Below are 20386 nucleotides of genomic sequence, written 5' to 3' on the forward strand. Positions count from 1 at the left end.
CCCGCCGGAGACGGCTCGACATCGGCTGATGCACGCCGATCGAAGGGCGCAAATGTGTGGCAATCGGGTACGAATGCCACGCGTCGGCGATTGTCGGATGTAAACCATGTGTCCGGCGGCGCATCCGTCGGAAATCTGACCCAAGTCGACCCGTTGTGCCGGTGGTGCGGGGTGGTTAAGCTCTTCATGCGCGCCCCAATCGCCCGCTTCCCCCGTGGCAGGCGATCGGGGCGCGCATCTATGTGCGGAGGGCGTTTCCGGTGGTCACCGTCGGTATCGGCGCCGGCACTCAGATCCAGCGACCGTCCAGCCACATCCGCGCCGACCACTCCGCGTACGTCATCAGCTTCCCGACGAAGATCGGGTAGAAGTAGGCGAAGCAGAGCGCGACCAGCAGCACGTAGCCGCCGGCTATCACGCCCCCCACCAACCGGCGGTCCCGGCCGGCCTCCGGGTCGGCGGCCACCTGGTCATCGGGCGGGCCGGCCGGCGAGACGATCGCGCCGAGCACGTAGACCACGGCCAGCACCAGGAACGGCAGCGCCGGGGCGGTGTAGAAGGAGAACATCGTCCGGCCGTCGAGGGCGAACCAGAACCAGGGCAGCAGCCCGGCCGCCACGCAGAGCAGGATCGCCCCGGCCCGCCAGTCCCGCCGGGCCGCACCCAGCCAGGCCAGCGCCACCAGGGCCGGCAGGAACGACCACCAGAGCAGCGGCGTGCCGAGCAGCAGGATCTCCGAGGCGCAGCTCGGCGCCCCGCAGGCCCCGTCGCCCGACCAGTAGAAGGCCACCGGCCGGCCCAGCAGCAGCCACTGCCACGGCCACGACTGGTACTTGTGCGGGTCGTCCAGGCCGGTGTGGAAGCCGTACGCGGCCTTGTGGTACTGGAACAGGTTGTTCAGCGCCCCGATGACCGGGGTGTCGCTCAGCGGGGCGTTCGGGTAGTTCTCGGCGAGCCGGTAGTAGCCGTCGTCGCTGAGGAACCAGCCCGTCCAGGTGGCCAGGTAGGTGGCCACCATCAGCACCCCGGCCAGCACCAGCCAGGGCAGCTCGTCGAGCAGGGTGTCCCGCCACGGCCGGCGTACCCCGGCGGAGCGGCGCACGCCGACCTCCCAGAACAGCACCAGCAGCGCGAACGCCGGCAGGAAGTACAGCGCGCTCCACTTCACCGCGCAGGCACAGCCGAACAGCACCCCGGCGGCCAGCCGCCACCAGGGCCAGTCCCGCCAGCCGGTGTCCGGCCGCCCGGCCCGGCCCGGTCGGGACGGGTCCAGCCCGGCGTCGAGCGCGCGGGCCCAGCGGCGCCGCCGCGCGTCCCGGTCGAGCACCAGGGCGCCGAACGCCGCCAGCACGAAGAAGAGCAGGAAGATGTCGAGCAGCGCGGTGCGGGACAGCACCAGGTGGAAGCCGTCGAGGGCGAGCAGCAGCCCGGCGGCGCAGCCCAGCGCGGTGGACCGGAACAGCCGCCGGCCGATCCGCACCAGCAGCAGCACCGACAGGGTGCCGATCAGCGCCGCGGAGAAGCGCCAGCCGAACTCCGGCGCGGTGGTGACCAGGTGCCCGGGCACCGAGATGTTGTGCTCGGCGTCGGAGTAGCCGAAGGCCCACTCGCCGAGCCCGATCAGCCACTTGCCCAGCGGCGGGTGGACCACGTATGACGGGCCGCCGTCCTTGTAGTTCCACTCGACGCCCTTGTCGACCAGCCCCCAGCCGTCCCGGGCGTAGTAGATCTCGTCGAAGATCTTGCCGTTCGGGCCGCTCAGCCCGACGAAGCGGAGGATCGCCGCGATCGCCACGACCACGGCCGTGGCCAGCCAGGAGCGCCCGCCCAGCCGGGCGTCGACGGTGGCCAACCGCCGGCGCACCACGCCGGGGACGCCGCCGCCGGCCTCCTGCGACGCCCGCCCGGGGTCGCCGCCGGCCGGCGTGCGCTCCGCCTCCGTCTGACCCGCGCTCTGTGCTGTCGACGCACTCGTCACCCGGCGATCGTAGGCTCCGAAGGTGCCCGGTGGCGCCCGTCGTCTCCGATACCGGTACGACCGTCGATGAAGGAGCACCAATCGTGGGTGAAATGTCCGACACCGGGCGCCTGGTCCTGCTCGGCGCGCCGCTGGGCAACCCCGCCGACGCCTCCGCCCGGTTCCGCGAGGTGCTCGCCACCGCCGACGTGGTCGCCGCCGAGGACACCCGCCGGCTCACCCGGCTGGCCCGCGACCTCGACGTCACCGTCCCCGGGCGGATCGTCTCCTACTTCGAGGGCAACGAGGAGCGGCGTACCCCGGAACTGGTCGACGTGCTGGCCGCCGGCTACCTGGTCGCCCTGGTCACCGACGGGGGCATGCCGAGCGTCTCCGACCCCGGCTACCGGCTGGTCCGGGCCGCGCTGGACGCCGGCGTCCCGGTCACCGCCGCACCCGGGCCCAGCGCGGTGACCACCGCCCTGGCGCTGTCCGGGCTGCCCAGCGACCGGTTCTGCTTCGAGGGGTTCCTGCCCCGCACGCCGGCCGCCCGCCGGTCCCGGCTGCGCGCGCTGGCCGCCGAGGCGCGCACGCTGGTGCTGTTCGAGGCGCCGCACCGGATCGGCGCGGCGCTGGCCGACCTGGCCGCGGCGTTCGGCCCGGACCGGCCGGCCGCGCTCTGCCGCGAGCTGACCAAGACCTACGAGGAGGTGGTCCGCCGCCCGCTCGGCGAGCTGGCCCGGTGGGCCGCCGAGGAGGAGCCCCGGGGCGAGATCACCCTGGTGGTGGGGGGCGCGCCCGAGGTGGCCGCGGAACGCCCGGACGACGACACGCTGCGCGCGGCGGTGGCCGCCCGGGAGGCCGCGGGCCTGACCCGCCGGGACGCGATCACCGAGGTGGCCGCCGAGTTCGGCCTGCGCCGCCGCGAGGTTTACACGGTCGTGCACGCGTAGGGCGCCGCGTCGCGGCCCGGCCGCGTCGGCCCGGCCGGCCGGGAGCAGTCGGGGCGGTTCCGCGCCGCGCCGCCGGCAGCGCCGCCCGCGGCCGGGCCGGTCCGGCTACCAGGCGGCGACCAGGAAACCCGCGGTGATCAGCGCCGGGCCGGCCGCGGCGGCGGCCACCGCCCAGCGGCGGTGCCGGGGGTCGGCGAGCCGGGTGGCCCCGGTCCACCGGGCGGTCCCGGCCGCGCAGCCGGCCACCCCCAGCAGCCCGAGCAGCCAGCGCAGGTGGGCGCCGACGCCGTGGTCCGCGTACGCGGTGCCGCCGTCCGGGCCGGTCATCCGGGCGGCGAGGGTGGAGCCCGGCGCGGTGCGCCCGGCCGGCACCCCGCTGACCCGGACGCCGTGCGCGACGTACCGCCCCTCGGCGGCGGTGAAGATGCCCCGGCAGCGCTGGCCCAGCCCGCCGCCGGTGCAGTCGACCACCACCACGGTGCCCCGCGTGGCGTGCCCCAACGCGACCCAGAACGGGCCGGCGCTGACCCAGGCGAAGAACGCCGCCGCCAGGCTCAGGCCCAGCAGCACGGCCAACCCGCGCGGCGGGTCGGGCGGGCGCGGCGTCCGGTCGGCGCGCCGGGTCCGGGTCGCGCCGTCCCCCGCCGGCCGGTCGGCGGGCCGGTCCGGCCGGATCGGGGTGCCGTCCCAGTGCACCTCCTCGATCGGCGCCCAGAACTCCTCGTCGCCGTCCGGCGTACCCCCGTCGGAGGGCGACCCGCGGCGGCGGCGCCCCCGGTTCGGCTGCCGGACCGGGACCCGGCGCGGGACGGCGTCCACCGGCGCCCCGGTGGTGGGCTCGACCTCGACCGGTGGCCCGGCCGCCGGGTCGTCGGCGGCGGGGGCCGACGGGGTGGCCTCCGGCCGGGGATGCGGCGCGACGGCGCCGGCCCGTGGTGGCCCGACCGAGTCCCGGCGGGCGTCCCCGACGGCCGGTCCGGACGGACGCTCGTCGTGGTCGTGGGTCGCTCGTCTGCCAGTCACGATGTTCATTGGACACCGCCGTTGGAAGGCGGATTGGCAGTTCACGGCGCGTGTCGGTGACAAATCGGACCAATGGTCGAGGCGGCCCGGCCGGACCGCCGACCCGCGGAGCCCTATTGGTTCGCGACCGCGCCGCCCGGGTCACTAGGCTTGCTGGTCATGAGTCACGTTCTCGCGGCGGTAGCCTGGCCGTACGCCAACGGCCCGCGCCACATCGGCCACGTCTCCGGTTTCGGCGTTCCCTCCGACGTCTTCAGCCGGTACATGCGGATGGCCGGCCACGACGTGCTCATGGTCTCCGGCACGGACGAGCACGGCACCCCGATCCAGGTGCAGGCCGACGCCGAGGGGGTCACCCCGCGCGAGCTGGCCGACCGCTACAACCGGGTGATCGTGGAGGACCTGCACGGCCTCGGCCTCTCCTACGACCTGTTCACCCGCACCACCACCGGCAACCACTACGCGGTGGTGCAGGAACTGTTCGAGGGGATGTACCGCAACGGCTACATCGTGCCGAAGACCACCATGGGGGCGATCTCCCCGTCCACCGGGCGGACCCTGCCCGACCGCTACATCGAGGGCACCTGCCCGATCTGCGGCTACGCCAGCGCCCGCGGCGACCAGTGCGACAACTGCGGCAACCAGCTCGACCCGATCGACCTGATCAACCCCCGCTCGAAGATCAACGGCGAGACGCCGGAGTTCGTGGAGACCGAGCACTTCTTCCTCGACCTGCCGGCCCTGGCCGACGTGCTGCGGCAGTGGCTGGACACCCGCGAGGGGTGGCGGCCGAACGTGCTGCGGTTCTCCCGGAACCTGCTCGACGACCTCCAGCCCCGGGCGATCACCCGGGACCTGGAGTGGGGCGTACCGATCCCGCTGGAGGGCTGGCGGGACCGCGCGGACAAGCGGATCTACGTCTGGTTCGACGCGGTGATCGGCTACCTCTCCGCCTCCATCGAGTGGGCCCGCCGCTCCGGCGACCCCGAGGCCTGGCGGAAGTGGTGGTCCGCCGACGCCGAGGGCAAGGACGCCCGCGCCTACTACTTCATGGGCAAGGACAACATCGTCTTCCACTCGGTGATCTGGCCGGCGCTGCTCGCCGGCTACTCCGGCGAGGGGTCGCGGGACGGCGAGCCGGGCCAGCTGGGGCGGCTCAACCTGCCCACCGAGGTGGTCTCCAGCGAGTACCTGACCATGGAGGGGCGCAAGTTCTCCTCGTCCCGCCGGGTGGTCATCTACGTCCGGGACTTCCTGGCGCGTTACGACGCCGACGCGCTGCGCTACTTCATCGCCGCCGCCGGCCCGGAGAGCAACGACACCGACTTCACCTGGGCCGAGTTCCTCCGCCGCAACAATGACGAGCTGGTCGCCGGCTGGGGAAACCTGGTCAACCGGTCCATCTCGATGGCGGCGAAGAACTTCGGCAAGATCCCGCCGGTCGATCCGGCCGGGCTCACCGAGGCCGACGAGGCGCTGCTCGCGGTGGCCCGGGCCGGCTTCGCCACGGTCGGCGACCTGATCGCCCGGCACCGGCAGAAGCAGGCCATCGGCGAGGCGATGCGGGTGGTCGCCGAGGCGAACCGGTACCTCTCCGAGCAGGCGCCGTGGAAGCTCAAGGACGCCGCCGACAAGCCGCGGATGGGCACCATCCTGCACGTCGCCCTCCAGGTGGTCAGCGACGCCAACACGCTGCTCACCCCGTTCCTGCCGCACTCCGCGCAGAAGGTGCACGAGCTGCTCGGCGGCACCGGGGTGCACGCCCCGATGCCGGTCATCGAGGAGGTCGAGGACCTCGACGGCGGGCCGGCGTACCCGGTGCTGACCGGGGACTACACGGTCGGCGCGCGCTGGGAGTCGGTGCCGCTGGCGGTGGGCCGGCCGCTGGCCGCCCCGAAGCCGGTCTTCCGCAAGCTCGACCCGTCGATCGTGGACGAGGAACTGGCCCGGCTCGGCGGCTGAGCCGGCGTACGCGGAACGCGGCCCCGGGGGACTCCCCCGGGGCCGCGTCGCGTACGCGGTCAGGCGCGGGCCATCGCCGGCGCGCCGATGAACTCCATGATCGCGTTGTTCACCTCGGTCGGGTGCGTCCACGGGATGCCGTGCGGTGCCCCGTTCAGGGTGACCAGCTTGGCGTCGCGCAGCATCGGCGCCAGACGCTGGCCGGTCGCCGGGAAGGGCAGCACCTTGTCCTTGTCGCCCTGGATGATCAACACCGGGACGTCGATGTTCGGCACGTCGTTGCGGAAGTCGGTCAACCAGGCGTCCACCGAGTCGTGGCTGCCCTTCGCCGAGGCCCGCGCGCCGATCTCCCAGTGCGCCCGGTACGCCTCCTCGCTGACCACCTTGCCCTTGTTCTCGTCCCAGTTGAAGAAGTTGTTGCAGAACTGGGTGAGGAAGGCGAAGCGATCGTCGATGATCGCCTGCTTGAAGCCCTCGAAGAGGCTCTTCTCCACGCCCTGCGGGTCGTCCGCCGTCTTCAGCAGGAACGGTGCCAGCGGGGCCAACAGCACCGCCCGGTCCACCCGGTTCGAGCCGTACGCGCCGAGGTAGCGGGTCACCTCACCGGTGCCCATCGAGTGCCCGACCAGGATGGTGTTGCGCAGGTCCAGCTCGGTCATCAGCACGTCGAGGTCGGCGGCGAAGGTGTCGTAGTCGTAGCCCACGCTGGGCTGCGCCGAGTTGCCGAAGCCCCGCCGGTCGTAGGTGATCACCCGGTAGCCGGCCGCGAGCAGCGGACCGCTCATCTTCTCCCAGGTCGCCCCGCTGAACGGGAAACCGTGGATCAGGACGACCGGCTGGCCGCTGCCGTGGTCCTCGTAGTACAGGTCGATCGGGGCGGAATTCTCCGTACCCACGGTGATGAAGGGCATGCTCACTCCTGAAATCGGGCTCGTGGTCAACTCGCCCGGCGCATTCCCGCACCCCGGTCCGGTATTCCGGTCAGAGGTGGTAGGGCAGATCCACCACCCGGTCGTCGGTGACCTCCGCGGCCGGCGCCCAGGTCTCGTAGACGCCCCGTTCCTGGCACTGCGCCCCGGTAGCGGCCACGGCGTCCGGATCCGGCCGGCGCAGGCGGATCCGCCGCCAGCCGGCCTCCTCCCGGAGCACCAGGCAGTCCACCCCCCGCCAGCGGGCGTGGCGCAGCCGCCGGGCCACCGCCTCGACCGGGTAGCGGGCGGCCCGGGTCATCGCCAGCACCCGGAACCCGCCGGGCAGGTCGGCCACCGCCTCGTACTCGCCGCCGCCGTACGCGCCGACCAGCTGGGTCGAGCGGGGCACCTCGCCGGTCGGCAGGTACTCCTGGTCGGGGGAGAGCCCCGGCACCGCGGCGAGCAGGTGCCGCCACTGCGGGCCGACCATCCGCAGCCAGCCCCGCTGCTCCGCCTGGTAGCTGTAGAGCACCACCTCCACCCCCTCCGCCGGATAGGCGAGCAGGGTGGCGTTGGCCGGCATCGGCAGGTCGGCGAAGTCCCGGGTGACGAACTCCGGGACGAGCTGGCTGCCGCTGGGCACGAACCCGGTGCCCAGCACCGGCGGGCCCAGCCGGTCCCGGGGCGGCAGGGCGGTCAGCCCCCGGTGCGCCGCGCCGACCGGCGCCTCGTAGTCGCCCGGGTCGGCCGCCCGCCAGCGCAGCACGTACGTCACGTCGCCCGGCCCGCTGTCGGAGTCGGTACGCAGCACCGCGGTGGCCGCCGCACCGCGCAGGTGCGCCACGTCGTGCTCCCGGTAGCAGAAGCCGTGCGGCAGCCAGCCGCGCAGGTAACCGGCGAGCTGGCCGGGGGAGAGCACCTTGACCATCCGGGTGCCCCGCCGGATCAGCGCCGAGCCGCGCACCGCGGCCAGCACCGGGTCGCCGGCGGCGGCCGGCTGCTGGCTCAACTGTTGCACCTGGGCGAAGCCGCGTTCCCGGTGCGCCGGCAGCATCAGCGGCGCCTCCGGCTCCTCGGCCGGCGCCGGCGCCCCGTACACCGCGCTCACCTCGGTGACGTGCACGAACCGGCGCCACGGCAGCGCGCTGCCCGGCCGCGGTGACCGCTCGAAGCCGGCCACCTCGTCGGCGCTGAACACCTCGTACGCCGCACCCCGGGCGATCTCCTCGGCCGGATACACCGCGCCGCCGTACGCCACCCGCAGCCCGGTCCGCTGACCGGCGTCCCCGCCGGCCCGGGGCAGGACACTCATGCCGGCACTCCGCTTTGCTCCGTGCCGTCATGAGGCATGTCCGCGCTGAGTCGATGATTCGCTCGCTGTCGCTCGCTCATGCCGGCACTCCGCTGCGCTGCGTGCCGTCATGAGGCATGTCCGCGCTGAGTCGATGATTCGCTCGCTGTCGCTCGCTCATGTCGTCACCTCCCCACCACGGTCCGCTCACCCATCCCGCGACCGTAGAGTCGCCCTGGGTAGCCGAGGTGAACGTCAGGTGGCGCTCGGGTGGACCCGGCCGGTGTGTGATCCTTTGGGTGATGACCGAGCCAACCGAAGAGACGACCGGGCGCGAGTCCCGGCGCGCCCGGGCCGCCCGCCGCGCCGGGGAGTTCCCGCCCGCGCCCGAGCCGCTGCCCGGCCCGGTGCTGGACAGCCACACCCACCTCGACATCACCGTCAGCGAGGCCGGCGTACCCGGCGGCGGGCCGGCCGACGACCCGGTCGCCGCGGCCGTCGCCCTAGCCGCCGCGGTCGGCGTCGACCGGCTGGTGCAGGTCGGGGTGGACGTCGACTCCTCCCGCTGGGGCGCGGAGACCGCCGAGCGCCACCCGGCGGTGCTGGCCACCGTGGCGCTGCACCCCAACGAGGCGCCCCGGCTGGCCGACCTGGACGAGGCGCTGCGCGAGATCGAGGCGCTGGCCGCCCGGGACCGGGTCCGCGGCGTCGGCGAGACCGGGATGGACTTCTACCGCACCGGCGACGAGGGCCGCGCCGCCCAGGAGGAGAGCTTCCGGGCGCACATCGCGATCGCCAAGCGATACGGCAAGGCCCTGGTCATCCACGACCGCGACGCGCACGCCGACGTGCTGCGGATCCTCGACGACGAGGGCGCGCCGGACACCGTGGTGCTGCACTGCTTCTCCGGCGACGCCGACTTCGCCGCCGAGTGCGTGCGCCGCGGCTACCTGCTCAGCTTCGCCGGCACCGTCACCTTCGGCAGCGCCGGCCCGCTGCGCGAGGCCGCCGCGCTCACCCCGCTGGACCAGATCCTGGTGGAGACCGACGCCCCCTACCTCACCCCGATGCCGCACCGGGGCCGGCCCAACGCCTCGTACCTGATCCCGCTGACCGTCCGGTCGCTGGCCGCCACCACCGGCGCCGACCTGGACGAGCTCTGCGCGGCGATCTCCGCCACCGGCGACCGGGTCTTCGGGCCGTGGTGAGCCCGGCCGGCGCCGAGCCGCCGCGCGGGCCGGGCGGCCTGCTCGGCCCGGCGGAGATCCGGGACCTCGCCGCCCGGCTGGGCGTCGCGCCCACCAAGAAGCTGGGCCAGAACTTCGTGCACGACCCGAACACCGTCCGCCGGATCGTCACCGCCGCCGGGCTGACCCCCGAGGACGTGGCGCTGGAGGTCGGCCCCGGCCTCGGCTCGCTCACCCTGGCCCTGCTCCCGGTCGCCGCGCACGTGCACGCCGTCGAGATCGACCCGGTGCTGGCCGGGGCGCTGCCGGAGACCGCCGCGCGGCACGCCGGCCCGGACGCCGGCCGGCTCACCGTGCACCGGGCCGACGCGCTGCGCGTCGGCGCCGCCGACCTCGCCGAGCCGGCGCCGACCGCGCTGGTGGCGAACCTGCCCTACAACGTGGCCGTGCCGGTGGTGCTGCACCTACTCGCCGAGTTGCCCAGCCTGCGGCACGGCCTGGTGATGGTGCAGAAGGAGGTGGCCGACCGGCTGGTCGCCGGCCCCGGCTCCAAGGTGTACGGCGTGCCGTCGGTCAAGCTCGCCTGGTACGCCCGGTCCCGGGCCGCCGGTCGGGTGCCGCCGAACGTGTTCTGGCCGGTGCCGAACGTCGACTCCGGGCTGGTCGCCTTCACCCGCCGCGAGCCGCCCCGGCCGGACGTACCCCGGGAACGGGTCTTCGCCGTGGTGGACGCGGCCTTCGCGCAGCGCCGCAAGACCCTGCGCGCCGCGCTGGCCGGCTGGGCCGGCGGCGCCGACCGGGCCGCCGCGGCGCTCACCGCCGCCGGTGTCGACCCCGGCGCGCGCGGTGAGTCACTCACCGTGGAGCAGTTCGCCGCCATCGCCGCGTCGGCTCCGGCCGCCGCCCCCGCCGCCCAGTAGGCTGGCGCCGGGTCCGCCGAGGGCCGCTGCACGTGTACCCGTACCCCCTGGTCGGCGGCCGGTGCGAGCCTGGCCGCCACTGCGCCGAGGAGCAGATCGTGGAGAAGCCGTTCGAGGTCCGCCCGTGCCCGCGGGACGACGTCCCGTGACCGAGGCGTGGCGACCGGACGACGAGGACGAGCGGCGGCGGGGCGCCAGCGGGCCGGTCCGGGTACGGGTGCCCGCCAAGGTCAACCTGCACCTCGGGGTGGGCCCGCTGCGCCGGGACGGCTACCACGAACTGAACACCGTCTACCACGCCATCTCGATCTACGACGAGCTGACCGCCCGCCGCGGCGACACGCTCACCCTCACCATGGCCGGTGAGGGCACCGGTGAGCTGGCCCTGGACGACTCCAACCTGGTGATCCGGGCGGCCCACGCGCTCGCCGGGTACGCCGGCGTCCTCCCGCACGCCCGGCTGCACCTGCGCAAGCAGATCCCGCTCGCCGGCGGGCTGGCCGGCGGCAGCGCCGACGCCGCCGCCGCGCTGGTCGCCTGCGACGCGCTCTGGGGCACCGGGCTGTCCCGCGACGAACTCGCCGGCATCGCCGCCGACCTCGGCTCCGACGTGCCCTTCCTGATCCACGGCGGCACCGCGCTGGGCACCGGCCGGGGTGAGGCGGTCAGCCCGGTGCTGGCCCGCCCCACCTCCTGGTACTGGGTGGTGGCCATCGCCGACGGCGGGCTCTCCACCCCGGCCGCCTACGCCGAACTCGACCGGCTCCGCGCGGCCGGCACCGCCCGCCCCCCGCTGGGCAGCACCGACGCGCTCCTCGCCGCCCTGCGCCAGCGCGACCCGCGGGTGCTCGCCGCCGCGCTCGGCAACGACCTCCAGGACGCCGCGCTGGCCATGCGCCCGTCGCTGGCCGCCACCCTGAAGGCCGGCGAGGCGGCCGGCGCGCTCGCCGGCCTCGTCTCCGGCTCCGGGCCGACCTGCGTCTTCCTCGCCACCGACGAGGCGCACGCCGGGCGGATCGCCGCCGAGCTGACGGCGGCCGGGGTGTGCCGGGAGGCCCGGGTGGCGCACGGACCGGTCGCCGGGGCACGCATCGTCTGAGCCGGTCATCACCCGCCGCCCGCCGGCCTGTCGGGCCCTCGGGGCGGGACGGAACAAGCGGGTGCGCGGGGCGGTTGACCGACAGGGGCCCGGCGCCCGGCCGGACGGGCACGGCGCCCGCGTACCCTCGACTGTCACAGGCGTCCCGCACCCGGGACGCCTTGATCATGGGAGGTGGGTAGTGGCCAACATCGTCAACCTGGACCGGGTGTCCAAGGGCTACGGCGCCGCCGGGCCGCTGCTCACCGACGTCTCGCTCGGCCTGGACGACGCCGACCGGATCGGCGTCGTCGGGCTCAACGGCGCCGGCAAGTCAACCCTGCTGCGGCTGCTCACCAAGCAGGAGGAACCGGACGACGGCCGGGTCACCCACCGCCGCGACCTGCGGGTCGCCTGGCTGCCGCAGAGCCTCCAGCTCGCCCCCGACGCCACCGTGCGGGACGTCGTGCTCGGCACCGCCTGGCTCGGCGAGAGCATGGGCGCCGAACACGAGTGGGCCGGCGACGCCGGTGTGCGCGCCATCCTCGACGGGCTCGGCATGCCGCACCTCGGCCTGGAGCAGCCGGTCGGCCCGATGTCCGGTGGCGAGCGCCGCCGGGTCGCCCTGGCCGCGCTGCTGGTGCGCGACTGCGACCTGCTCATCCTCGACGAGCCCACCAACCACCTCGACGTCGGCGGCGTGGACTGGCTGGCCCGGCACCTGCTCGGCCGCAAGGGCGCCCTCGTCGTGGTCACCCACGACCGCTGGTTCCTCGACGCCGTCTGCACCACCACCTGGGAGGTCGCCGACCAGACCGTCCGGTCCTACGACGGCGGCTTCGCCGCCTGGACCCTGGCCCGGGCGGAGCGCGAGCGGGTCGCCGCCGCCACCGAGGCCCGCCGGCAGAACCTGCTCCGCAAGGAGATCGCCTGGCTGCGCCGCGGCGCGCCGGCCCGCACCTCCAAGCCGCGCTTCCGGATCGAGGCGGCCAACGCGCTGATCGCCGACGTGCCACCGCCGCGCGACACCATGTCGCTGCAGAAGCTCGCCACCGCCCGGCTCGGCAAGCAGGTGTACGACCTGGAGCAGGTCACCCTGCACGCCGGGCCGAAGACCATCCTCGACGGCGTCACCTGGCAGGTCGGGCCCGGCGACCGGATCGCCGTCCTCGGCGCCAACGGGGCCGGCAAGACCACCCTGCTCCGGATGCTCGCCGGCGTCACCCGCCCCGACGACGGCCGCTTCGCCACCGGCTCCACGGTGCGGGCGGCCTTCCTCTCCCAGGAACTCGCCGAACTCCCCGGCCAGCTGCGCGTGCTCGAAGCGGTCGAGGAGGTCGCCCGGCGGGTCCAGCTCGGCGACCGGGAGATCTCCGCCGCCCAGCTCGCCGAGATCTTCGGCTTCGACGACCGGCGGCTCTGGACCCCGGTCAGCGACCTCTCCGGCGGCGAGCGGCGCCGGCTGCAGATGCTCCGGCTGCTCGCCGGAGAGCCGAACGTGCTGCTCTTCGACGAGCCCACCAACGACCTGGACACCGACACCCTGGCCGCGCTGGAGGACCTGCTCGACTCCTGGCCCGGCACCATCGTGGTGGCCAGCCACGACCGCTACCTCATCGAACGGGTTACCGACACCGCGTACGGGATGTTCGGCGACGGCCGGCTGGTGCACCTGCCCGGCGGCGTCGACGAGTACCTGGCCCGCGCCGCCGGCCGGGCCGCCCCGGCCGAAGCCCTGACGCCCACCCAGCCGAAGGCCCCCGCGGCCGCCGGCATGTCCGCCGCCGAGGCGCGGCAGGCCCGCAAGGAACTGGCCCGGCTGGAACGGCAGGTCGCCAAGCTGGAGCAGAAGGAGACGGCGCTGCTCGACCAGCTCGCCGCGCACGCCACCGACTACGCCAAGGTCGCCGAACTCGACGCCCAGCTCAAGGAGCTGCGGGGCGAGCGGGAGCGGACCGAGGAGGCGTGGCTGACCCTCGCCGACGAGATCCCGGCGAGCTGACCGGCCCCGCCGCACCCGGGTCCCGGCACACCGGGACCCGTGTGCGGCGTCACACCTCGACGTGCGGGACAATCGTCGGCGAACCCTCACCCGAACGGCGTTGGAGACTCAGAGATGGCCCACACCCCCGTCAACCACCCCGCGCGGCCGGTCTACCGGGCGATCGGCGGGCTCACCGGTCTGTACCTGGTCGTCTTCGGGGTGCTCGGCATCATCGCGAGCGCCGGCAACGAGGTCCTCGCCCAGGACGACACCCGGGCCCTCGGGCAGGGCACCAACCTCGGCTTCTCGCTGATCAGCATCCTGATCGGGCTCGCCGTGCTGGCCGGCACCGCGATCGGCCGCAACGTCGACGTGGTGGTCAACCAGTGGCTGGCGTACCTGCTGATGGTGGTCAGCCTCGCCGGGCTCGCGTTCATCCAGACCGAGGCCAACATCTTCAACTTCAGCATCGCCACCGTCATCGTGCTGATGGTGCTCAGCCTGGTGCTGCTGATGGTCGGCATGTACGGCAAGGTCGGCACCGACGAGGAGCGCGAGGCGTTCGAGAAGGCCCGCCTCGTCCTCTGATCCAGGGTTGCGCCTCCGGATTCGCCGGAGCCCGACCTGCCCCGCGCAGGTCCGGCTCCGGCGAAGTCGTTTCCGGGCCTGATCGTCGTTCGCCGAGGACCCGGCTGGCGGTTCGGCAGACAGGTGCGGGTGGCCCGGGTGACAATCCTGGTGAATCGCAGCCATTCGGACGGAGGACGGGCGATGGTGCACTTCCCGGTGAACCATCCGGCACGGCCGATCTACCGGGCCCTGGCCGGGCTGGTCGGCCTCTACATCCTGGTCTTCGGCGTCTGGGGCGTCGCACAGACCTGGGGTGACCCGCTCTTCGAACGCGACGGCCACTGGGTGCTCGGGCTCCGCACCAACCTCGCCTTCGCCCTGGCCTCCGTGGTGTTCGGGATCGTGCTGATCATCGGGGCCTCGCGGCGCGGCAACCTCGGCCACTACATGAACCTGACCGCCGGGATCGTCTTCCTGGTCACCAGCATCCTCATGATGTCCGTACTGCAGACCGAGGCCAACTTCCTCAACTTCTCGATGTCCACCGTCGTGGTCTCGATGATCTTCGGCCTCATCCTGCTCGGCACCGGCCTGTACGGCAAGGTCGGCACCGACGAGCACGCGGAGGAGCTGCGGACCCACCGCAACCACCCGGTGCACGAGTCCCACCTGCGCCGGTCCTGAGCGCCGGTCAGCGCCTCCGCACGGTGATCAGGCCCGGCTTGGCCTCCAGGTGCGACAACCCGTTCCAGGCCAGGTTCACCAGGTGCGCGGCCACCGTCTCCTTGCGCGGCTTGCGCACCTCCAGCCACCAGCGGCCGGTCAGCGCCACCATGCCCACCAGCGCCTGCGAGTAGAGCTCGGCCAGCTTCGGGTCGTAGCCCCGGCTGGAGAACTCCGCGCCCAGGATGTGCTCCACCTGGTGCGCCACGTCGTTCATCACACTGCTGAAGTTGCCGGTCGCCGACATCACCGGCGACTCCCGCACCAGTACCCGGAACCCGCTGGTCTCCTCCTCGATGTAGCCGAGCAGGGCCAACGCCGCCTGCTCCAACAGCTCCCGCGGGTGACCGGCGGTCAGCGCCGTGGTGATCCGGTCCAGCAGGGACCGGACCTCCCGGTCCACCACCACCGCGTACAGCCCCTCCTTGCCACCGAAGTGCTCGTAGACCACCGGCTTGGAGACCTTGGCGCGGGCCGCCACCTCCTCTATCGAGGTGGCGTCGAAACCGCGCTCGGCGAAGATCTGCCGGCCGATCGAGATCAGCTGCTCCCGGCGCTGCGCCGCCGACATCCGCACCCGCGAGGTGGCCTTGCCCGCCGCCGCCGGGACCACCCGCCGCCGGCCGGTGCCCGCGTCCTTGCCCGCGGCGTCCGCCATGTCGTCACCTCGCCGGCGTTCGGTGACGCCCTGTCGTGGGATGGGGCCAGCGCTTCGCTCGGTCACCCGGCAATACTGCCAGGTAACCCCCGCCGGCACTGCCCGGTTTACGGCTCGGCGACCGGCTTCACGAGTTTCGCGGCGATCCGCTCGGGCTTCGGCCACCGCACGTTGTAGGCCGCGCCGACCTTCTCGAGCAGCCAGATCACCCGGGCCGAGATGTCCACCTGCCCGCGCAGCACACCGTGCCGGGCGCTGGTCGGGTCGGCGTGGTGCAGGTTGTGCCAGCTCTCACCGAAGGACAGGATCGCCAGCGGCCAGAAGTTGGACGCCCGGTCGCCCTGGCGCACCGCGAACGGGCGCTCGCCGTAGACGTGGCAGACCGAGTTGATCGACCAGGTCACGTGGTGCAGCAGCGCGATCCGCACCAGCCCGCCCCAGAAGAGCGCGGTGAGCGCGCCCTGCCAGGACCAGGTGAGCAGGCCGCCCATCAGCGCCGGGCCGAGCACCGAGACGGTGACCAGCAGCGGGAAGAGCCGGTCCACCCGGCGGATGTCCCGGTCGGCGAGCAGGTCCGGCGCGAACCGCTCCCGGTTGGACAGCTCGCGGCCGAAGAGCCAGCCGACGTGGGCGTGGAACATCCCGCGGGTCAGCCCGCCGAGGCTCTCGCCGAACCGCCACGGCGAGTGCGGGTCGCCCTCCTGGTCGGAGAAGGCGTGGTGGCGGCGATGGTCGGCGACCCACTGGATGATCTCGCCCTGCACCGCCAGCGAACCGGAGACGGCCAGCGCGATCCGCAGCCACCGCTTGGCCTTGAACGAGCCGTGCGTGAAGTAGCGGTGGTAGCCGACCGTGATGCCGAGCCCGGACACCACGTACCAGAGCAGGGCGATGGCCACGTCGGTCCAGCTCAACCAGCCACCCCAGGCGACCGGGACGGCCGCGATCAGGGCTACGAAGGGGATCACGACGAACGCCCAGAGGGCGACCAGGATGCCTGGGGACTGCGCCCCCTGGGTAAGTGGCTTGGGGCCGGCGGCGTTGTTCGGGTCGAGCAGAGAGGTCGACATGGCACCTCGCAGAGGGGTCGGACAAGATCGCAAAGTTACGCCTACGTCACCGTAACTTGTGGCACCGCGCTTCGCACGGGAGAGTTCCGGGAATGAATGCCTGAGAACGTCGTACGGGTGTTCTAATCTGCTGCTCATGGTCGATTCGCTCGCCGCCGAGGTGCGCCGCCTGCGCTCCGCCGAGCAGCTCTCCGTCCGCGAGATCCGGGCCCGCACCGGCCTCAGCCGAACCAAGGTCTACGAGTTGCTGCGCGGGGTGCCGGCGCCCGAGCGGGTCCGCCGCCCCAACGCCAAGGACGACCTGCGGGCCGAGGCGGTCGAGCTGCGCGCGCTCGGCCGGTCGGTGAACGACATCGCCCGGCAGCTCGGGGTCGCCAAGTCCACCGCCTACCAATGGGTGAAGCACCTGCCGCTCGACCCGGACGACGAGGCTGCCGAGCGCCGTCGCGGCCACGTGGCGCGGATGACCGAGGCGCGCTGGGCGGCTCACCGGCAGGCGCGCGACGCCGCGCGGGCGGTTGTCCGGCAGCGTGCGGCCGAGACGGTGGGCCCGCTCGGCGAACGCGATCTCCTGCTGCTGGGCGCGGCGATCTACTGGTGCGAGGGCACCAAGTCGAAGCCCTGGCGGCGCGACGACCGCGTGCAGTTCGTCAACAGCGACCCCGGCCTGCTGGCGCTGTTCCTGCGCTTCCTCGACGCGTGCGGCGTCGAGCGGAGCGTGCCGACCTACCGGGTCAGCATCCACGAGACGGCCGACGCCGACGCCGCGGCGCGGTGGTGGGCCGGGAGGCTCGGGCTGCCGACCGGCCGCTTCCGGCGCGCCACCCTGAAGAAACACAATCCGGCCACCGTGCGCCGAAACACCGGCGACGGCTATCGTGGCTGTCTGGTGATCACGGTGCCGCGCAGCCGCGAGCTCTACTGGCGGATCGAAGGTATGATCACCGAGCTGTTCCAGATCTCCGGCGGCACGGACGTGAATTGACGGGTCGCCGAGATTGACACGCTATTGGGGTGTGGGGTAACGGCAACCCGCAGGCCTTTGGAGCCTTGAGCTCCTGGTTCGAATCCAGGCACCCCAGCTCAACGCATTCGTTGTGGCCGCGCCAACGGCGACCCGCCGTCTGGTTAGCATGGCCGCGAGACTGTCCGTCGTCCCGACTGGAGCCGCGTCGTGTCCCAGCCCCACACCCGCACCGTCGTCGTGCTCGCCGCCGGTGAGGGCAAGCGGATGAAGTCGGCGCTGCCCAAGGTGCTGCACCCGCTGCTCGGCCGTACGCTGCTCGGCCACGTGCTGACCGCCGCCGCACCGCTCGGCGCGGACCGCACGGTGGTGGTGGTCGGCCACGGCGCCGACCAGGTGCGCGGCCACCTGACCGAGATCGCGCCCGAGGCCACTCCGGTGCTCCAGGCCGAGCAGCTCGGCACCGGCCACGCGGTCCGGATCGCGCTGGACGCCGCGCCGGACGCCACCGGGACCGTCGTGGTGATCAACGGTGACGTGCCGCTGCTCCGCCCGGAGACGGTCGCCGCGCTGGTGGCCGCGCACGAGGGCGAGCGCGCCGCGGCGACAGTGCTCGCCGCCGAGGTGCCCGACCCGACCGGCCTGGGCCGGATCGTCCGCAACGCCGACGGCCGGCTGGAGCGGATCGTCGAGGAGCGCGACGCCACCGCCGTGCAGCGCGCGATCCGCGAGATCAACGCCGGGATCTACGCGTTCGACGCGGCCCGGCTGCGGGACGCGCTGGGCAAGCTCTCCACCGACAACGACCAGGGCGAGGAGTACCTGACCGACGTCTTCGGCCTGCTGGTCTCGGCCGGCGAGCCGGTGGCGGTGCACGTCGCGGCCGACCACGTCGAGACGCTGGGCTGCAACGACCGGGTCGAGCTGGCCGCGCTGCGCCGGCTGCTGCGCGACCGGGTGAACGAGGCCTGGATGCGGACCGGTGTGACCCTGCTGGACCCGGACACCACCTGGATCGACGTGACCGTCGCGCTGGACCGGGACGCGGTGGTGGACCAGAACACCCAGCTGCGCGGCGGCACGGTGGTCGGCACCGGCGCGGTGGTCGGGCCGGACGTCACCCTGATCGACACGGTGGTCGGCGCCGGCGCGACGGTGCTGCGCAGCCACGCGGTGGGCGCCGAGATCGGCCCGGGGGCCAGCGTCGGGCCGTACGCGTACCTGCGGCCGGCCGCGCGGCTGGCCGAGAAGTCGAAGGTCGGCACGTTCGTCGAGGTGAAGAACTCCGAGGTCGGCGAGGGCGCCAAGGTGCCGCACCTGTCGTACGTGGGTGACGCGACGATCGGCGCGAAGGCCAACATCGGCGCGGCGACGATCTTCGTGAACTACGACGGGGTGAACAAGCACCGCACTGTCGTCGGCGAGGGGGCCTTCGTCGGCTGCGACACCAGCCTGATCGCCCCGGTCGAGGTGGGCGCCGGGGCGTACGTGGCGGCGGGCAGCGCGATCGCCCAGGACGTGCCGCCCGGCGCGCTCGGGGTCACCCGGGCGCCGCACCGCAACATCGAGGGCTGGGTGGCGCGCAAGCGGCCCGGCACGGTCTCCGCGGCGGCGGCCGAGCGGGCGCAGCGGGCGGCCGAGGGTGCGTCGGCCGGGGCGGGTGCCGCAAGCGAAGGTGAGGCAATCCACGGGGATGCCGACGCGGTGGGCCCGGCGTCTGGCAGGGGAGATACTGCAACCGAATAGTCCCCGGCCCACCACCACCGCGCGCCGGGCACCACCGACCACAACGGGAGCAGACGGGCCATGGGCAGCATCGTCGCCGAAAACCGCAAGAGCCTGATGCTCTTCTCCGGACGGGCCTTTCCGGAACTGGCCAGGGAGATCGGCGAGGTGCTCGGCGTCGCGCCGACGCCGGCCGACGCGTACGACTTCGCCAACGGTGAGATCTTCGTACGGTTCAAGGACTCGGTGCGTGGTTCGGACGCCTTCGTGGTGCAGTCCGTCACGCACGGGGTCAACACCTGGGTCATGGAGACCCTGATCATGATCGACGCGCTGAAGCGGGGTTCGGCGAAGCGGATCACCGTGGTCCTGCCGTTCTACCCGTACTCGCGGCAGGACAAGAAGCACCGGGGTCGGGAGCCAATCTCGGCCCGGCTGATCGCCGACCTGCTCAAGACCGCGGGCGCCAACCGGATCCTCACCGTGGACCTGCACACCGCGCAGATCCAGGGCTTCTTCGACGGCCCGGTGGACCACCTCTTCGCGATGGACGTGCTCGCCGAGTACGTCCAGCACAAGTACGCCGGCCGGCCGATGACCGTGGTCGCGCCGGACTCGGGCCGGGTGCGGGTGGCCGAGCGCTGGACGGACCGGCTGGGCGGCTGCCCGCTGGCCTTCATCCACAAGACCCGGGACCCGTTGAAGCCGAACCAGGTGGTGGCGAACCGGGTGGTCGGCGAGGTCGAGGGGCGGGTCTGCCTGATCGTCGACGACATGATCGACACCGGTGGGACGATCTGCCGGGCGGCGGACATCCTCCGGGAGTCCGGCGCGGCGGACGTGGTGGTCGCCTCCACCCATGCCCTGCTCTCGGACCCGGCGACCGAGCGGCTGAAGAACAGCCCGATCAGCGAGGTCGTGGTGACCAACACGCTGCCGCTGCCGCCGGAGAAGCAGCTCGACAAGCTCACCGTGCTGTCGATCGCGCCGCTGCTGGCCCGGGCGATCCGTGAGGTGTTCGACGACGGGTCGGTGACCACCCTGTTCGGCGGCCTGAGCTGACCGGCCGGCGGGGGTCGGGCGACGCCTGATCCCCGCCGCCCGGCGGGCACCGGCCCGGATTCGCCCCGAGCGCGGTGCACAACGCCAGGGCCCGGCCCGTCGCGATCGGCACGGCCGGGTGCGCGCCGGGTGCGGCCGTGGAGATTCGCCCCCCGGCGGGGGAGTCCTGGCCGGCCGGCTGGGGGGCGTCGGGGTGGCCGCGGCGCGCAGACCTGGGGACTGCCGGAGAGCGCGGAATCAGCTCGGGTAGACTGGTGCGGTTGCCACGGCGAGGGTGCCCGGCGGGCCGCTGACAAGCGCCGCACGGAGGCACCGTGATCGACGCGGTGCTCCGGGCAGTCGTTCATG

General features: G+C 73.6%; 17 protein-coding genes and 1 tRNA gene. 12 read left to right on the top strand and 6 right to left on the bottom strand.

The genetic code is table 11. The features are described 5' to 3' along the window. Positions 1 to 289 precede the first annotated feature (289 nt). Positions 290 to 1978, bottom strand: a complete 1689-nt coding sequence (locus SM577_RS14295) for a dolichyl-phosphate-mannose--protein mannosyltransferase (protein WP_474587083.1) — start codon at positions 1976 to 1978, stop codon at positions 290 to 292. 92 nt (positions 1979 to 2070) lie between these two features. Between SM577_RS14295 and rsmI the strand changes: the two genes are divergently transcribed. Then, entirely contained in the window at positions 2071 to 2910 is an 840-nt protein-coding gene (gene rsmI / locus SM577_RS14300; protein WP_474587245.1) for a 16S rRNA (cytidine(1402)-2'-O)-methyltransferase, read from the top strand. Positions 2911 to 3015: 105 nt separating this feature from the next. On the opposite strand, the gene SM577_RS14305 is transcribed toward rsmI, so the two are convergent. Next, positions 3016 to 3942 (bottom strand): hypothetical protein, encoded by a 927-nt coding sequence (locus tag SM577_RS14305; RefSeq protein ID WP_474581153.1) that lies wholly within the window; start codon positions 3940 to 3942, stop codon positions 3016 to 3018. Between the two features lie 150 nt (positions 3943 to 4092). Here SM577_RS14305 and metG point away from each other — a divergent pair, with 150 nt between their 5' ends. Beyond that, complete coding sequence (gene metG, locus SM577_RS14310; protein WP_474587084.1) at positions 4093 to 5895, top strand: methionine--tRNA ligase; 1803 nt, start codon at positions 4093 to 4095, stop codon at positions 5893 to 5895. A gap of 59 nt (positions 5896 to 5954) precedes the next feature. On the opposite strand, the gene SM577_RS14315 is transcribed toward metG, so the two are convergent. Next, on the bottom strand, positions 5955 to 6806 hold the full coding sequence (locus SM577_RS14315) for an alpha/beta fold hydrolase (RefSeq protein WP_474581152.1): 852 nt from the start codon (positions 6804 to 6806) through the stop codon (positions 5955 to 5957). A 70-nt stretch (positions 6807 to 6876) separates the two neighbouring features. Continuing rightward, a complete protein-coding gene (locus tag SM577_RS14320; protein WP_474587085.1) occupies positions 6877 to 8118 on the bottom strand; it encodes a hypothetical protein in 1242 nt (413 codons plus the stop codon). Positions 8119 to 8387: 269 nt separating this feature from the next. On the opposite strand from SM577_RS14320, the gene SM577_RS14325 reads away from it, so the two are divergent. From SM577_RS14325 to SM577_RS14350, 6 genes are all read left to right on the top strand, one after another. Further along, positions 8388 to 9305 carry a TatD family hydrolase gene (locus SM577_RS14325; protein WP_474587246.1) on the top strand — a complete coding sequence of 306 codons (918 nt, stop codon included), beginning with the start codon at positions 8388 to 8390 and terminating at the stop codon, positions 9303 to 9305. Next, positions 9302 to 10204, top strand: coding sequence for a 16S rRNA (adenine(1518)-N(6)/adenine(1519)-N(6))-dimethyltransferase RsmA (gene rsmA / locus SM577_RS14330; protein ID WP_474581172.1), 903 nt, complete (start codon positions 9302 to 9304; stop codon positions 10202 to 10204). Before SM577_RS14325 ends, rsmA begins: the two co-directional genes overlap by 4 nt. 145 nt (positions 10205 to 10349) lie before the next feature. Then, on the top strand, positions 10350 to 11303 hold the full coding sequence (locus SM577_RS14335; RefSeq protein ID WP_474587086.1) for a 4-(cytidine 5'-diphospho)-2-C-methyl-D-erythritol kinase: 954 nt from the start codon (positions 10350 to 10352) through the stop codon (positions 11301 to 11303). A 181-nt stretch (positions 11304 to 11484) separates the two neighbouring features. Continuing rightward, complete coding sequence (locus tag SM577_RS14340) at positions 11485 to 13284, top strand: ABC-F family ATP-binding cassette domain-containing protein (RefSeq protein WP_302918342.1); 1800 nt, start codon at positions 11485 to 11487, stop codon at positions 13282 to 13284. A 114-nt stretch (positions 13285 to 13398) separates the two neighbouring features. Further along, a complete protein-coding gene (locus tag SM577_RS14345) occupies positions 13399 to 13854 on the top strand; it encodes a DUF4383 domain-containing protein (RefSeq protein WP_302918341.1) in 456 nt (151 codons plus the stop codon). A 183-nt stretch (positions 13855 to 14037) separates the two neighbouring features. Next, positions 14038 to 14520, top strand: coding sequence for a DUF4383 domain-containing protein (locus tag SM577_RS14350; RefSeq protein ID WP_302918340.1), 483 nt, complete (start codon positions 14038 to 14040; stop codon positions 14518 to 14520). Between the two features lie 7 nt (positions 14521 to 14527). Here SM577_RS14350 and SM577_RS14355 read toward each other — a convergent pair whose 3' ends face one another. Continuing rightward, complete coding sequence (locus SM577_RS14355; RefSeq protein ID WP_302918339.1) at positions 14528 to 15217, bottom strand: TetR/AcrR family transcriptional regulator; 690 nt, start codon at positions 15215 to 15217, stop codon at positions 14528 to 14530. 107 nt (positions 15218 to 15324) lie between these two features. Beyond that, positions 15325 to 16287, bottom strand: a complete 963-nt coding sequence (locus SM577_RS14360) for an acyl-CoA desaturase (RefSeq protein WP_474587087.1) — start codon at positions 16285 to 16287, stop codon at positions 15325 to 15327. Positions 16288 to 16423: 136 nt separating this feature from the next. Between SM577_RS14360 and SM577_RS14365 the strand changes: the two genes are divergently transcribed. From SM577_RS14365 to SM577_RS14380, 4 genes are all read left to right on the top strand, one after another. Continuing rightward, complete coding sequence (locus SM577_RS14365; RefSeq protein ID WP_474587088.1) at positions 16424 to 17272, top strand: helix-turn-helix domain-containing protein; 849 nt, start codon at positions 16424 to 16426, stop codon at positions 17270 to 17272. Positions 17273 to 17297: 25 nt separating this feature from the next. Next, a tRNA-Gln gene (locus SM577_RS14370) sits at positions 17298 to 17369 on the top strand. A 92-nt stretch (positions 17370 to 17461) separates the two neighbouring features. Then, entirely contained in the window at positions 17462 to 18997 is a 1536-nt protein-coding gene (gene glmU / locus SM577_RS14375) for a bifunctional UDP-N-acetylglucosamine diphosphorylase/glucosamine-1-phosphate N-acetyltransferase GlmU (protein WP_474587089.1), read from the top strand. A gap of 60 nt (positions 18998 to 19057) precedes the next feature. Next, positions 19058 to 20038, top strand: a complete 981-nt coding sequence (locus tag SM577_RS14380) for a ribose-phosphate diphosphokinase (protein ID WP_302918336.1) — start codon at positions 19058 to 19060, stop codon at positions 20036 to 20038. Positions 20039 to 20386 lie beyond the last annotated feature (348 nt).

This window comes from Micromonospora desertarenae, assembly GCF_056150265.1.

Coding starts and splice junctions, on each gene's coding strand:
- rsmI (WP_474587245.1), top strand. CDS start 2,071: ATGTCCGACACCGGGCGCCTGGTCCTGCTCGGCGCGCCGCTGGGCAAC.
- SM577_RS14305 (WP_474581153.1), bottom strand. CDS start 3,942: ATGAACATCGTGACTGGCAGACGAGCGACCCACGACCACGACGAGCGT.
- metG (WP_474587084.1), top strand. CDS start 4,093: ATGAGTCACGTTCTCGCGGCGGTAGCCTGGCCGTACGCCAACGGCCCG.
- SM577_RS14315 (WP_474581152.1), bottom strand. CDS start 6,806: ATGCCCTTCATCACCGTGGGTACGGAGAATTCCGCCCCGATCGACCTG.
- SM577_RS14320 (WP_474587085.1), bottom strand. CDS start 8,118: ATGAGTGTCCTGCCCCGGGCCGGCGGGGACGCCGGTCAGCGGACCGGG.
- SM577_RS14345 (WP_302918341.1), top strand. CDS start 13,399: ATGGCCCACACCCCCGTCAACCACCCCGCGCGGCCGGTCTACCGGGCG.
- SM577_RS14350 (WP_302918340.1), top strand. CDS start 14,038: ATGGTGCACTTCCCGGTGAACCATCCGGCACGGCCGATCTACCGGGCC.
- SM577_RS14355 (WP_302918339.1), bottom strand. CDS start 15,217: ATGGCGGACGCCGCGGGCAAGGACGCGGGCACCGGCCGGCGGCGGGTG.
- SM577_RS14360 (WP_474587087.1), bottom strand. CDS start 16,287: ATGTCGACCTCTCTGCTCGACCCGAACAACGCCGCCGGCCCCAAGCCA.
- SM577_RS14365 (WP_474587088.1), top strand. CDS start 16,424: ATGGTCGATTCGCTCGCCGCCGAGGTGCGCCGCCTGCGCTCCGCCGAG.
- SM577_RS14380 (WP_302918336.1), top strand. CDS start 19,058: ATGGGCAGCATCGTCGCCGAAAACCGCAAGAGCCTGATGCTCTTCTCC.